Below are 13,719 nucleotides of genomic sequence, written 5' to 3' on the forward strand. Positions count from 1 at the left end.
AAGCCTCATAAACTGCCACTTTTACAAAATTTTCTCCAATTGCATCAGTCTTTGTAAATAGCTAAGCTAGCCGAGCTGCGAAGGCTTATGGATGATAGTTTTGTCATGGGGATTTTTCTTTAAGAAGGGTAAATACAAACTCCATTTGAGTATCTACTCCATTCTTCAAATCAGTTATAGATTGCTCCACTTTATAATCTGGAATGACACCTCTTCCTAACGGAATCATAGGTTCCACCGATAAAAAGTGTCTCACTAACGGTATTTTAACCCTCACCTTCGAGTTCGGCAGCGTTACCCAGGCATCTTCCATACTCGTGTTTCCATAATAACTACCACCTGTTTCTGTTCCAAAGAATGTTGCTAATTTATGTGACTTTATGAGTGCCGCTAAGTCAGAAGTAGCTGAGAAGCATCCTCCGTTGATCAAAACATATACGTTCCCAAGAAACTGAGGCTTTGAAGGCTTTTGCTCTTTGAGCATAGGTTCATTTTGGAGTTGATACGTAGAGTCATTTATTTGATTTGATTTTTTTGCTTGACCGCTAATCCAAAGTTTGGAAAGCTTTGGATCACAGTATTTAGCGTAGACAGACTCTGTATCCAAAATAAATTCCATACGATTAAAGAATGTAAAATTACTGTCATAGAGATATGAAAATAATTCATAAGGTGCTCGCCCACCGCCATTATCTCGGAGGTCGATAATCAAGTTATTCACACCAGAAGAATCGATCTGTTTAAAGGCTGAACGTAATTTCTTTGAGAACTTGTACTTCTTGCCATCTTTCTTCCAGTCAAAAAAAACGTTAACATCTAGGATTGCCGCAGACACCTCATTCGCTGAATGAAATGACAGAGTAAGGTTATCTGAAAAAGTATAATCTACTATGGGTGACGAAAACTTTTTTAGGTCTTTTTCTAGCCCAGACTTTCTTCTATTGCCCTCACTATCAATGTATTCAATGATGTACAGTTCGGCATTCCCTATAAAAATGGGATAGGAATAATGTTTGAAATAGCGGCTAATCTCATTAAACATCACGGGATGAAGCCCCTCTGTCCAATGCGATTCTTCAAAAATCTGAATTAACGAATCGGTGCTAAGATCGTTGATGCTGAGAATTTCATTTCCAGCATCAATCGAGTTCTCTACACTTTGGGTCGCGTAGAGCTTATTGTCAAGTGCTATGACTGATAATGGGAAGTAGTTATTCTCCTCCTTATATGTTTGATAAGTTGAATCTGACAACCGCAACTGAGTGTGACTACATCCAATTTTAGAAATTACTGAACCCAGAATCCTCAAATATTCATGTTCATCCATCGAGTGGTTCAGCTTTGCGTATGCGGTTTCAAAGGCGTTATCGATCTCTCGCTTTGGTCTATACCAATAAAGTCCGGGGTGAAAGTCTCGGAGACTTCCAATCATTATTTTGAAATCCTCTCTTAATTCATCAGGTGAGAAAACTTTGTTAGGTTGTGAGAGAGAAGGAAGTGACAGCCATATTGTGATCGAGATCAAAAGGTATTTCATTGTTTTTCCTTCAATGCTCGTGATATTTTTAAACAAAAGTGTTGCAAATCCCGATTTGAGACAACTAATCGTATCCCTTTAAAATTTCATTGGGAGATTTGCCAGTCACTTGCCTAAATGATCGGTAAAATGTAGACCGAGATGAAAACCCGACGTCTAATGCAATGCCCTCGATGCTAAACTTTTTTGAACTATCATTCTCAAGTTTAAGAAAAGCCTCTTGTATCCGGAATTGATTTATGTATTGGTTGAATCCCTTCTTGTAGTAATGCTTAAAAATGAACGACAGTATTTTTGCTGAGATGTTAGTCTCAGTACTCAGTTGTTTAAGAGTCAGTTCCGGATTTCGGTATATTTTGTCTTTAACAATGACCGCTTGAATTTTTTCTAACACGTTGTCTAGTTCGTCTTTGGTAATAAGGTTTGGTCGGAATGACAAGCCATCTTTTAGGATACGATAGCTCAGAAAGTAAAAGAAGCTACTGATGGCATAAAAAATCGGATGAAAATAAATCCAGTTCAGTAATAGTCCCTGGTATTCCGAAATATATAGCAGAAGGAATGGAAACCAGATTATATTGACAATACTAACACCAAAAACGAAATCCCGAGCCCATTTGAAAGTTTTAGAATCCGCCAGAGGCTTGTTATTCAGTAGGTATTGCCATGTTATAACCAGATAGAAAGTAAGTGATATAAATTGTGGAATTACAATATAATCGTCATATGTGTTGAGAAATTTGTAATGATTGGTTTGATCGGATGAGGTTGCTAAAACTATAAGTGAGTATATGGGAGAAAATAAGTCAAAAATACCTGGTAGAAAGTGCCAATAACCTGATTTTCTCATGCGGAAATTTTCTTCGAGTAAGCTGTTGCAATAGAAGTAGATCAAAGGGCCTAGCAGTAAAACAGGTTCAGGAATCACAAAGTCTGTAATCCTTATATTATCTGTTTTGAATGAACCAAAAAAGATAATATTATTAAGCAGTAATATGCTTAGTATGGAAATTGTGAATGCAAATAGTCGGGAAGATTTTGACTTTTTCTGCAAGAGGGAAACTATGACAATCATAAGCCCCTGAAATAGGCCAATTATTAGGTATAAGATTTGCCAATCAACTTTCAATAGCTAGTTCTTTTTTGGTTTTACTTATTCTCTATAATCCATAACCCATAACCCATAACCCATAACCCATAGCCCATTGATAACAGCAATATATCCTTTACCACTACTCTCTATATTATCGGTTTACTCGGTACTACTTAATCGTTCAACGCTACGGTAATGGGCCAGCCAGCGAATTGCTCGGCACTTTCGGTGGTTACATCTACGTCGCGGGGCCAGCACTCAAAGGTGACTTCGTTGGTGGGCTTATTAAAGCGAATGAGGCCGTAGCCCGAACCGCTGGAAGTACTCTCAGGGTTCACGTAGGCTTTCATCGTGATTTTATTATTAAAGCCATCCAAGTAATCGCCTGTCCAGGGTAGGGGATTGTTCGGGTCATGGTTCGCTCCGGGTTCTTCATCTTTGGGCCACCACCAACGGCTGTAGTAATCATTAACAATTGCCGGAACCACAAAAGCCCAGGAGCCATCCCGAAACTCATCGGTTCCGTGCTGAATAACCGTAGCCAAGTGCTGGTCGCCGGCAATATGCACTGCCCCAGCTTTATCGATAAGTTCTACTGCCTTGTCCCGTCCGGTTTGGGGCCAGCCGTTAGAATCCAGGTCGGCGTGCAAGCGGTTCTCTTTGTTACCGTGCAGATGTGCGCCACCGCAGAACCCGGTTTGCGATAGCACAGCTTTCATGGCTACTCCGTCTTGCTGAGTAGCCCAATTATCTAAAAAATTAAGTTGTCGCTCGCCTAGCAAAACTAACCCTTCCAGATCAATAGAAGCCGGATCGTAGTCGGGATTATTGATATGGTCAGGGCGAGGGCCTTGCTGGGGAATCTTTCCGGCGGGGCCACTTTTAAACTTACGGTCTTCAATAATGGCAAAATCCACATCGCCCCAAATCAGATTGGTGTAGTACACGCCAATACCTTGCTGAACCGGGGTGGGGTCGTAGGGATCGGGTAGGTGGGCAGTCTGGGCGCGTTCTACCATTTTCACGTACTCAGGGTGGTACTTGTAACCCCCGTCATCGGCCACTTTGGTTTGCGATACCTTACCGCTTTCGCCCCACAGGTTGCCCTGTCCAATATCGTGATCGTCGGGAATGCTAATGCAAGGGCGGTCGCGAAACAAATCGCGGAATTGCAAGCCGAATTTTAGCCAGGCAGCGGTATGTTCGGTGTGGTCGTAGGATTGATCGCCGGCGAAGAAGAGTAAGTCCGGATCGTGGTGGTCTACGTTACGAACGTACTGCTCGCGCAATCCTCGGTCTTTATTGGAGTTACACGAAAAAGCGGCTAGCTTAATTTCACTTTCATCTTTGGGGTCTTTCCGAACCAAGCCTTCAAAAGAAGCTGTCTCGCCGTGCAGCAATCGGTAGGGAACATCTTGGGTCACATCCCAGTTTTCCACCCGAAACAGGGCTGACCAGCCTAAATCATTTACTTCCTGGCTTTGAATCTCTTGCCACGTGCCATCTTTCTGCACTTCTAATCGCACTTCTCGGGTTTCGTCGGGGTACAGTGGGTACAGTTGAGCACTGAGTTTTAGGGTATTATTCGCTACCGTGTACATACCAAAACAAACTACCTCACTGCGGTCTACTTTCATATTAATAATGGGATTGTCAGCCCGGTTCCACCAGTCGTTTACGGCTAGCGTATCCAGTTCGTCAAAGGGGGCTACCACGGGTGGTTGCATATCGGTGGCTGCCGTTTCGTCGGCTTGATTACCTGTGCATCCGGTTAGTATCAAAAGAAATAAGGCGAGTAGTTTTAGGCTGTTTTGCATGGCAGAAAGATGGTTTTGTAAGATTGCAAAGTACAACTCAATTCGATATTTCCCAATAAAATATGTTAGCAGGGGCTTAGATTCTACAGGGTCATAACGGGTTAAGCAATCAGTAGAAAATGAACTGCTTCTTGATAGCCTCTTCCTGCCAAAAATTGCCTAATTTCTTCTCGCTTTCCCCGATTACCAACGTAAGACAAAATAAAGTACTGGCCTGGTGGGGCCACATCTTTAAAGTAGATACAAGGCTTTTCTTGGACTTTGTTGGGAATAATGTCGATGTAGGCGGTAACTGTTATGCCGCATTCTTCTAGTAGCTTTACGCGCTGCCGAGTTTTCCGACCACCACCCCAAATGACTACAGCGGGGTAGAAAGGGTTATTTTGGCAAAGCCATTCGGCTAAGTGCTTCGTTTTAACCTGATAAAATGCATCGGTAGAATAGCGGGAATCGGTTCGGGTGAGCCTATCCGGGCTATCGTGCCAATCCAGTACAGTGTTGCTTATCTTAGAAAAAGTAGCTCCCTGCTGTAGCCAGCGTAATACTAGCTCGTAGTCTTCCGGAAAGTGGCCATTCTGGTAGCTGCCGTATTTTTCTAAACTACGGTGACGAAATACGAGAGTAGGATTAATTGTGGGCAATTCTACAAACCGATTATTAGCAATTTGATCTGGGGTAGTAAGTGTATTCGTCCAGTCTACGTAGTGCTGCATACCCACCTGCGGATTGTTGGCTTGGTAAGCCACCACTCCGCTAATTGCATCTACGTTGGGATGGTTTTCTAAGTGGTGAACCTGCTGTTCTAGCCGGTGCGGGTGGCTGTAATCATCGGCATCCATCCGGGCAATGTATTTGCCCTTGGCAAAGGCTAGACCCGCGTTGAACGCAAAGGTTACTCCTGGCTGTTTCTCCTGAATTAAGCGAATACGCGCATCTTGCAGTGTGTAGTGATTGGCAATTTGAGAACTACCATCAGTAGATAAATTGTCAATTAAGATTAGCTCCCAATGGATATAGGTTTGCTGAATAATGCTCTCAATAGCTCGAACCAATGTCCGTTCAGCATTGCAGAAGGGAAGGACAACCGAAACCTGGGGCGTCGTCATAAATGAAAAAAGACGTTACTCAAAAGTAGCAACGTCTCAAAATATTTTTACTAGCTAAGAATTGGTTAACTGCTCACACCATCTTTTAGTAAGGCAGCGTAGTTTTTCTTTAATTTCTTCACCTTAGGCTTCGCCACAGACTGAATGTATGGATTACCCGGATTTAGCTCGTAGTAATCTTGGTGGTAATCTTCTGCTAGCCAAAACTTGTCGTAAGCTACTAGCTGAGTAACGATTGGCTTATCGTATTTGCCTGATTTATCCAACTTCTTCATGTACTCTTGCGCTAAGCTCTGCTGCTCAGAATCGTGGTAGAAAACCGCCGATCGGTACTGTTCGCCCACATCGGGTCCCTGCCGATTTAGCTGCGTGGGATCCATTGTTCCGAAGAATACTTCCAGGAGCTGCTGGTAGGTAATCACTTCGGGGTCGTAGTAGATCTGCACCCCTTCAGCATGATCGGTACGTCCGTTACTCACTTGCTTGTAGGTAGGGTTTTGCTGAGAGCCTCCGGTGTAACCAGATACTACGCTTTTCACTCCCTTTACTCGTTCAAAAACGGCTTCAGTACACCAAAAGCATCCTCCGGCAAAGGTAGCGGTATCTAATTTTGCTTTTTCTGTCTCAGTGAGCGAAGCCGGAGAAACAGTTAGCGATTCGGTAGATTCATTACCTGTAGCCGGTGCAGTACAATACACCGCTATGAGGGCAAAGAATAAAATAAATATTGCGTTCTTGTTCATTACGTCAATTTTCGTCTCATTAGATAATTAGCAATCCTTATCATAAATAAAGATTAACTCTCTACCTAACGATACTGATGAAGCAAAGTTTTCAATGTAGCCAACGTTCAAAAGCTTGCTTCTCTTCATCAGTGGCATCGTTCCGCTGGGCGATGGTATACACGTTGAAGTAGCGATCTTCTTGAGCAGCTAGCGCTACTACTCGGGTTTGGTGGTTGCGGACAATGGTCAACTCTGCGGTTTGGTGTCCCGCCAGTAATTCTTCCACGCTATCCTGTACTTGAGTTCCATTAATAGCCAGCAGCTCATCGCGAAGCGTCAAGTGATCGTCAGCCACGGAATTGGGTTCAATGCGTTGCACTAGCCACTTGTTGTCTATCTGGTTGGCTCGAAAGCCAAAGATGCCTTCGGAGTGTAGCGCATTTTCAGCAATGTCTAGCCGACAGCCAACCTTGTACAGCAATTGGTTAAGCGTAATTTCCAGCGGCTCTTTGCCGTAGATAAACCGCTCAAAATAGTCGTCAATCTGGCTGCCCGAAAGGTCATCTACCAATTTTTCTACATCAGATAGAGAGTAACCACATGCCTGCTTGCCGAAGTAATCCCAGAGGTAGCGCATAAATGTATCCAACGACTGTTCCTGCTCGGTACAATCTCTCAGCGTTAAATCTAATACCAGGCTAACCAGTGCTCCTTTCACGTAAATGGAAACCTTGCGGTGCGGGATTCCGGCACTATAGCCATCTAGCCACAAATCAAAGGAAGATTCGACCAGCGAATGATTGAAGCGGCCATAATTCTCAAAGTGACGTTTGAAGAGTTTGTTCAATTCCAAAAAGTATTCCTGCTTCGTGATTACTCCGCTTCGTACTAGAAACAAGTCACCGTAGTAGGTAGTCACGCCCTCAGCAATAAACCCAGTGGGAAAGTAATTCTCCTGAGTGTAATCGTACGGGCACATCTCCTTAGGGCGAATACGGATGATATTCCAAGTATGAAATAGCTCGTGGGAACTTACTCCTAAAAAGTCAGCATAGATTGCACTGTTCTCAACAATACTTTCGCTAGGCCCTAAAGCAATGACTGTAGAGTTAAAGTGCTCTACTCCGTGGTACGCCCGATAAGGCAAAAATTGATACAGAAAGTGGTAATCGTCAGCCGGGAAATTACCCATCGTTTGTATTTGTTCTCGAGTAAATGCCCGAAAGCGGTTGATCGTTTGTTCTTTGTCTAGCAAACACTGCCCCTGAAACCATAGGTGAAAACGATGACCTTCCACTTCATACTCCCAATGGGTAAGGGTAGGACTGGCAATCAGCGGGCTTTCTACCGTATGATAAAAGCTAGGAGCCTCTAACGTATGCGTACCTAACTTTTTGAGTCCGCAAGCTACTTGATAGTCCGTTGGCACTTGCAGCTTGATTTGGTAGGCTTCATCTAATTGCCCTTCGGCATAAAGTAGGCAATTCACGAAGTTGATGTACAATTGCTCATCATCCAGGTAAGTACTACCCGCGTTCATTTCAGCCGCATAATAGTTATATTTCACGTACATACCTTCAACCCCTTCAGTATCCACTTCCCAGCGGTCTTTAGTCACTTTGCGAAAAGCGAGAGGCTGCCCATCAATATCGGTGACTACAAATTTCTGAACGTTCTTGGCAAAATTACCCAGCTCGTAGCGACCTGGACGCCAAGTCGGTAGCTGCAAATAGGTTTTACTTTGATCCAGATTAGGGAACGTAAGTTCAAAATCAAGCCAGTGCTGATGGGGCCTTTGGTAAGATACGGTACAAGTAATCATAGATAGTAAAGTGTTTTTAGGGATTCAGTGTTTGAGGATTATATAAAGGTAGGTAATTCCGGACACCGGACATTTTTTGCTACTTTTGAATTTTAAAGAGTAATTATGAACTGGGATTTTCTTTGGGTAGGTATTGGTGGATTTCTGGGGAGTATTGCCCGCTACGGAGTGGGGCTGGGAGTGAACCGTTTCTGGAATAGCTCGTTCCCGATCGGTACATTTCTCGTGAATATCGTTGGGTGCTTTTTGATTGGTCTGCTGTTTGGCGCGTGGCTCAAGGGTTATTTGACTGACACCCATAGCCGGTTATGGATTGCTGGGTTCTGTGGTGGCTTCACTACCTTTTCGTCGTTCTCTTACGAAGCATTGGTTTTACTAGAAGGTGGAAAAATAGGTCTTTGGGGGCTCTACATTCTTGGAAGTGTAACGCTCGGAATAATGGCCACCTGGGGTGGAATTACGATTCTTCGGTTAAACTAGCCTTAGCGTTTTTTCTGATCTCTAGTATTATGTCGGCGTAGGTCTTTCACAAACTGCGACCAACGCATGGGGTTTAAAAAATTGTTGGGAGGCACTAGTCCCCATTCGGCATTGTACATTCGAGTGATGCCATCGTTGGGGCTTTGGGGCTGATACTTACCCAAGATAATATCTTCTTCTAAAATAGATTTTAGCTCAGTCTGCATACTTTCCGTTCTCTTCTCAAAATCTAATTGACGATCACTGAATGATTCCATAAACTTACTGGTGGTAGGCAACGAATAGACCAAGACTTCTTCGAGAATAACGGTGTCCCGTACTAATCCCTGCACAATAGAATATTGATCTCCGGCGAGATAGTCAGGTACCACAAATTCGGCAGTTTTGTAACCTACACTAGAAAAAACAATAGTATCTTCGGGGTAAACGTTAAGGCTGAAGTATCCCACACTGTCGCTGATGGTGCCTTCGGAGAGCTGATTATCGTAAACAGTAACGTACGGTAAAGCAGTGATGCTATCCATTGAAAAAACTACCCCGCTAATAGTAATAAGATGCTTGTTAGCTGGGTCAGTAGGGTTCTGGGCAACGGCACTAAGAATCCCTGAGCAGGCAAATACTAAAAAAATTAGTGGACGAATCATACGCTAGGTTGGTAATATCACCCAAAATAAAAAAATCAACCCTAAAAAATAATTTCTAGGGCTGATCTTTAAGAAGTATTAAGTTAAGGGTGAAATTCAAGACAAATTATCCTTATCCAGAAGGATAATCTGAATGGTGTCGCTTATTGTTTCAAGTAAGGTTGTACTTGCACTTAGACTAGTAAGAAAAAAAGTGCCAACTCTGGGGTGATTTCGTAATGTTCTGTTAATCAGTTTTTTAGGTGAAAAGTAGCAATTATGGAATATAAAATTCCGTAGGAATTCGCAACAATGCTTGCTCAAAGTGGGGAATTATTCCTCAACCTTACCCAGCAACCTTCCCAAACCGAACTGTTTTCTTTACTGGTACGTATTTTTCTCAGTGAATTGTTAAATTAGTCTAATGGTTTCTAAAAGGTCATCAGCCCTACGGTCGAAGGTAGTAATCGGGTTTATACTGGTTTTTTCGGCATTACTTATAGCGGCTTACATTTCCTACGAAAGTTTTTCTGAGCTACAACAGGCTTCCCAAACCATTTCCCAGCCTGATCTGAAAATCAAGCGGATTGATAGCATTCTTATGGCGGTTACCACCACCGAGAACACGCTTCAGGAGTATTCGGTACTTCGTTCGTCTAATAAACAAAAAGAAGCGTCTGATAAGCTAGAAGTTTATTACGATCAGGTAAAGGAAGTAGAGAGAATTATTGGCTCGCTGGAAAGTGAAACCGAAAAAGAAGAATATACGCTAGATTCGGTGGTAAACTTGATCTTGGATAAACTAGTGAGTTTAGATGCTTTTCGGGAAATTGAGGAACAACGAGGTGATTTCGATTTCTATAATCAGGCTTTATCTGAGCTGGAAAGTGAAGTATCTACGATAGCGTCTCAGCGTAACGCACCTCACTTTCTGGAGGATACTGCTCGGCAGAATATTGATATTCGGATAGATAAAAAAACAATACTTGGTCGCCTGTTTTCAAGAGACAAGGAAGAACAGCCCTTTGCTACTGCTGAACAAGAAGATGAACCAATTACACTAGCTCCAGACTCGGTTCGGCAGCTACTACGGCAGGTGCGTAATGATCAGGCACAACGGCAACAACGCATAGATCAGCAAGAGCTAACTTATCTACAAAACAACGCTCAAGTGATGGGCAGTATCTATCAGCTAGTAGGGCAACTAAAAGAGCAAGAACAAGCCCGTTCGCAGGAGCGGGTAGTAGAGGCTCGGGCTGCTATGGACGAGGCTATCATTCGGATTGCCATTATTTTGATTGTTGCTTTTTTAAGTACTATTCTAATTGTTTATTTCATCTTGGCAGATATTACCCGCAGTGAGTTTTACCGAAACAGGTTACTAGTTGCTAAGTCCGGTGCGGAGCGGCTGGCTCGGGTTAAAGAAGATTTTTTAGCCAATATGAGTCACGAAATCCGTACTCCGCTTACCGCTATTCTAGGATTTACGGAGCAACTGAAGTTTTCTCAACTGGATGCTGAGCAACAAAAGTACGTGGGTGCGCTGGATAGCTCTTCCCGACATTTAATGTCGCTGGTAAATGATATTCTGGATTTTTCTAAAATTGAAGCTGGTAAAATTAATTACGAACACGAACCCTTCGATGTAGTCCGATTGATTAGCGAGGTAAAGCACGACCTACAGTTGATGGCGCAAGAGAAGCAGTTAGACTTGCGCTACAGCATCAAGGGCGATGAGCATAAGTACGTGGCGGGTGATGCATTTCGCCTGAAACAGGTTCTGTATAATTTGGTATCAAACGCCCTGAAATTTACGCACGAAGGTGAAGTACTTATTATGGCGAAGCTCAAGCCAGTCTCAGCTCAGACAACTCAGTTAATACTGGAGGTGATCGACACTGGCATTGGAATTCCTGAAGAGAAACAAGCCTCTATCTTTGATGCTTTTCATCAATCTGATCTATCAACTACGCGCAAATACGGTGGCACGGGTTTGGGGTTGGCAATTTGTAAGAAAATTATTGAAGGGCAGGGGGGAAGTTTATCCGTAGCAAGTAATGAAGGAGCGGGTAGTATATTTCGGGTTACAATTCAGTATCGTTCAGAATCAGCTATTCTTGTTGAAGAAAATTTGGAAGAAGCAGACGCTCCCGATGTGATGTATTCGGGTGGTGAAGCATTGATAATAGACGATCATCCGTTAAATGTTACGTTGCTAGAACTAGCGTTGAGTGCCCGAGGTATACAATCAGTTGGTTGCTATTCAGGTAAAGAAGCCGTATTGGCAGCCGAAGAGAAGGTTTTCGATATTATCTTCTGCGATTTGCATATGCCAGAAATGGACGGTGCTCAAGTAATTCAAGCACTAAAAGAAAATGCGTTAGTGGAAGCGTACGACACGCCTATTGTTGCTTTTACGGCGAATATCCAGGCGGAAGAGAAGCTGAAATATGAGCAGATCGGAGTGCAAGATTTTTTGTTGAAGCCTTTTAGTCAGAGGCAATTAGACCAACTGCTAAAAAAGTACCTCGTTGAACTAGATACTGAACTGGTTATGGAGTCTCAAGCTGAACAACTTGCGCCGAAGCAAAGAGTAGCGATTGTTTCCCTGGAAAACGTTCGTCAGTTTACCGGGGATGATAACGAGGCATTGGTTTCTTATCTCAAAACTTTTATGGATACCGCTCAGGAGGCTGGTCAGCAGCTTCAGGTCGCACTAAAAGAAAAGTCAGCCGAGCAAGTTTCTTTTTACGCTCATAAGCTAGTATCGCAGGTGGAGCTCCTCCAAGTAGCCGATTTAACCAAACAACTGAAGTACCTAGAGAGTACGGCTTCTTCCGGCCTCTGGAGCGATCCATTAGCCGAAGGCGTGGAAAAAGCTATCGTGATGAACGACGCACTGATCGGCTCAGTACAAAATGAAGTGGCGCTACTAGAATCATCGGCGGTAGACGCCAATAGCGAGGGAAGCTATTCCAAATTATAGCGTTTCAGCTTATTGTACAGTGTTTTACGATCAATATTTAGCACCTTAGCGGCTTGAGTTTTATTATATCGCACTTTAACCAAGGTCTCTTCAATTAGGGCTTTTTCCGTTTTTTCTTGTATGGCTTTTAAGTCAGGATTGTTAAGGTTCGGAATTGATAAGGTTTCTGAAGTGGCCGATACCGTAGCGGGAGAAGTAATTTCGGCAGGTAGAACGCCCGAAGTAATAGTGTCTTCGGAAGTGAGTAGCACAGCCCGCCGGATAACATTCTTTAGCTCACGAATATTACCAGGCCAACTGTAGGCTTGCAGCTTTTCTACCACTTCTGAGGTAAATCCGCTTACATTTTTATTAAGCTCTTGATTAGATTGTTGGAGAAAATGATCCAGAAATAAGGGAATATCCGGCACCCGCTCTCGTAACGGAGGTACCGAAATCTGAAACTCATTAAGGCGATGAAACAAATCTTCCCGAAAGTGCCCGTCTTTAGCGGCCTTCTCCAGATTTTCGTTGGTAGCTACAATGAGGCGGACATCAACTTTTATATCTTTGGTGCTACCTACCTGCCGAATGGTACGCTCTTGAATAGCACGTAGTAGCTTAATCTGATTTTCGTAAGAAAGGTTTCCGATTTCATCCAGAAAGAGAGTGCCGCCGTTAGCTGCCTGAAACTGCCCTTCTTTATCTTGTAAAGCTCCAGTAAACGATCCCTTTAGGTGCCCAAACAGCTCACTAGCCGCTAGCTCCTCCGACAACGCGCCACAGTCTACGGCCACAAACGGTTTCTTGCTCCGCTGGCTCTTTTGATGAATGAGGCGAGATACGTACTCTTTACCAGTACCACTTTCTCCTAACACGATTACAGAAATATTGGTAGGAGCTACTAGCTCAATATGCTTTTTAACCTCCTGTGAGCTTGGGCTTACTCCCTGCACGAAGGGTAGTGTAGGGGAGGGGCTTGATGGCTTAGGCTGAGGGGCAACTGATGATGTATCCGGAGCCTTTTTGTCAAGCGCATCCCGCATAGAGAGTAAAATCTCATCGGGATTAATTGGTTTGGTAACGTATTCAAAAGCGCCCAATTGCATGGCTTTAACCGCCGTTTTTATGTTGGCGTAATTGGTCATAATAATGACCGGAAGGTGTAAATATCGCTTTTTGATATTTTTTAGCAGCTCCAAGCCGTCCATATCTGGCAGGCGATAATCAATCAAAACAATATCAAAGGAGTGATCATACACGGCCCGAATACCTTCTTTCGCTGAGTAAGCTTCTTGGGTTTCGTAATCGTTTTTTTTCAGGAAGTTGCGAAGAAGGGTGCAAAAGGAGGGGTCGTCGTCAATAATGAGTACTCGGGACATTCGCTATGGATGAATTACTTACGTTAATTTATTAATAAATTTACAAATATATATACTGATTGTTAGTCTTTGAGGAAAGTAAGGAGTTATTTATGACTTCTGATAACTTAAGTATTTCCCGAGAAACGTTTATCAGGTCATTTTAGTTTGAGTACGTACTACCAAAAAA

General features: G+C 43.2%; 10 protein-coding genes. 2 read left to right on the top strand and 8 right to left on the bottom strand.

Going from position 1 to position 13,719, the window contains the following annotated elements:
- Positions 1-103: 103 nt before the first annotated feature.
- The 6 genes from P0M28_RS26895 to P0M28_RS26915 all read right to left on the bottom strand — a co-directional run bounded on the left by P0M28_RS26895 (position 104) and on the right by P0M28_RS26915 (position 8,100).
- A complete protein-coding gene (locus P0M28_RS26895; protein WP_302206594.1) occupies positions 104-1,537 on the bottom strand; it encodes a S41 family peptidase in 1,434 nt (477 codons plus the stop codon).
- 64 nt (positions 1,538-1,601) lie between these two features.
- The gene (locus P0M28_RS31200) at positions 1,602-2,612 is read right to left on the bottom strand and encodes a helix-turn-helix domain-containing protein (RefSeq protein ID WP_367281885.1); all 1,011 of its coding nucleotides are present in this window, start codon (positions 2,610-2,612) and stop codon (positions 1,602-1,604) included.
- A gap of 191 nt (positions 2,613-2,803) precedes the next feature.
- Positions 2,804-4,447 carry an alkaline phosphatase D family protein gene (locus tag P0M28_RS26900; RefSeq protein WP_302206595.1) on the bottom strand — a complete coding sequence of 548 codons (1,644 nt, stop codon included), beginning with the start codon at positions 4,445-4,447 and terminating at the stop codon, positions 2,804-2,806.
- A 101-nt stretch (positions 4,448-4,548) separates the two neighbouring features.
- Positions 4,549-5,553 (bottom strand): glycosyltransferase family 2 protein, encoded by a 1,005-nt coding sequence (locus tag P0M28_RS26905; RefSeq protein ID WP_302206596.1) that lies wholly within the window; start codon positions 5,551-5,553, stop codon positions 4,549-4,551.
- Between the two features lie 65 nt (positions 5,554-5,618).
- Positions 5,619-6,296, bottom strand: a complete 678-nt coding sequence (msrA, locus tag P0M28_RS26910; protein ID WP_302206597.1) for a peptide-methionine (S)-S-oxide reductase MsrA — start codon at positions 6,294-6,296, stop codon at positions 5,619-5,621.
- Between the two features lie 91 nt (positions 6,297-6,387).
- The gene (locus tag P0M28_RS26915) at positions 6,388-8,100 is read right to left on the bottom strand and encodes a M61 family metallopeptidase (protein ID WP_302206598.1); all 1,713 of its coding nucleotides are present in this window, start codon (positions 8,098-8,100) and stop codon (positions 6,388-6,390) included.
- Between the two features lie 105 nt (positions 8,101-8,205).
- Between P0M28_RS26915 and crcB the strand changes: the two genes are divergently transcribed.
- On the top strand, positions 8,206-8,580 hold the full coding sequence (gene crcB, locus P0M28_RS26920; RefSeq protein WP_302206599.1) for a fluoride efflux transporter CrcB: 375 nt from the start codon (positions 8,206-8,208) through the stop codon (positions 8,578-8,580).
- A gap of 2 nt (positions 8,581-8,582) precedes the next feature.
- Here crcB and P0M28_RS26925 read toward each other — a convergent pair whose 3' ends face one another.
- Positions 8,583-9,224, bottom strand: a complete 642-nt coding sequence (locus P0M28_RS26925; RefSeq protein WP_302206600.1) for a carboxypeptidase-like regulatory domain-containing protein — start codon at positions 9,222-9,224, stop codon at positions 8,583-8,585.
- Between the two features lie 403 nt (positions 9,225-9,627).
- Between P0M28_RS26925 and P0M28_RS26930 the strand changes: the two genes are divergently transcribed.
- On the top strand, positions 9,628-12,189 hold the full coding sequence (locus P0M28_RS26930) for an ATP-binding protein (RefSeq protein ID WP_302206601.1): 2,562 nt from the start codon (positions 9,628-9,630) through the stop codon (positions 12,187-12,189).
- Here the strand turns inward: P0M28_RS26930 and P0M28_RS26935 are convergent.
- Positions 12,174-13,550, bottom strand: coding sequence for a sigma-54-dependent transcriptional regulator (locus P0M28_RS26935; protein WP_302206602.1), 1,377 nt, complete (start codon positions 13,548-13,550; stop codon positions 12,174-12,176). The genes P0M28_RS26930 and P0M28_RS26935 overlap by 16 nt on opposite strands.
- Positions 13,551-13,719: the final 169 nt, after the last annotated feature.

Source organism: Tunicatimonas pelagia, from assembly GCF_030506325.1.
Taxonomy (GTDB): domain Bacteria; phylum Bacteroidota; class Bacteroidia; order Cytophagales; family Cyclobacteriaceae; genus Tunicatimonas; species Tunicatimonas pelagia.

Bases quoted from the DNA above. Each gene is read 5' to 3' on its own strand.
- P0M28_RS26900 (WP_302206595.1), bottom strand. From the start codon at position 4,447: ATGCAAAACAGCCTAAAACTACTCGCCTTATTTCTTTTGATACTAACC.
- P0M28_RS26925 (WP_302206600.1), bottom strand. From the start codon at position 9,224: ATGATTCGTCCACTAATTTTTTTAGTATTTGCCTGCTCAGGGATTCTT.
- crcB (WP_302206599.1), top strand. From the start codon at position 8,206: ATGAACTGGGATTTTCTTTGGGTAGGTATTGGTGGATTTCTGGGGAGT.
- P0M28_RS31200 (WP_367281885.1), bottom strand. From the start codon at position 2,612: ATGATTGTCATAGTTTCCCTCTTGCAGAAAAAGTCAAAATCTTCCCGA.
- P0M28_RS26915 (WP_302206598.1), bottom strand. From the start codon at position 8,100: ATGATTACTTGTACCGTATCTTACCAAAGGCCCCATCAGCACTGGCTT.
- P0M28_RS26935 (WP_302206602.1), bottom strand. From the start codon at position 13,550: ATGTCCCGAGTACTCATTATTGACGACGACCCCTCCTTTTGCACCCTT.
- msrA (WP_302206597.1), bottom strand. From the start codon at position 6,296: ATGAACAAGAACGCAATATTTATTTTATTCTTTGCCCTCATAGCGGTG.
- P0M28_RS26930 (WP_302206601.1), top strand. From the start codon at position 9,628: ATGGTTTCTAAAAGGTCATCAGCCCTACGGTCGAAGGTAGTAATCGGG.
- P0M28_RS26895 (WP_302206594.1), bottom strand. From the start codon at position 1,537: ATGAAATACCTTTTGATCTCGATCACAATATGGCTGTCACTTCCTTCT.
- P0M28_RS26905 (WP_302206596.1), bottom strand. From the start codon at position 5,553: ATGACGACGCCCCAGGTTTCGGTTGTCCTTCCCTTCTGCAATGCTGAA.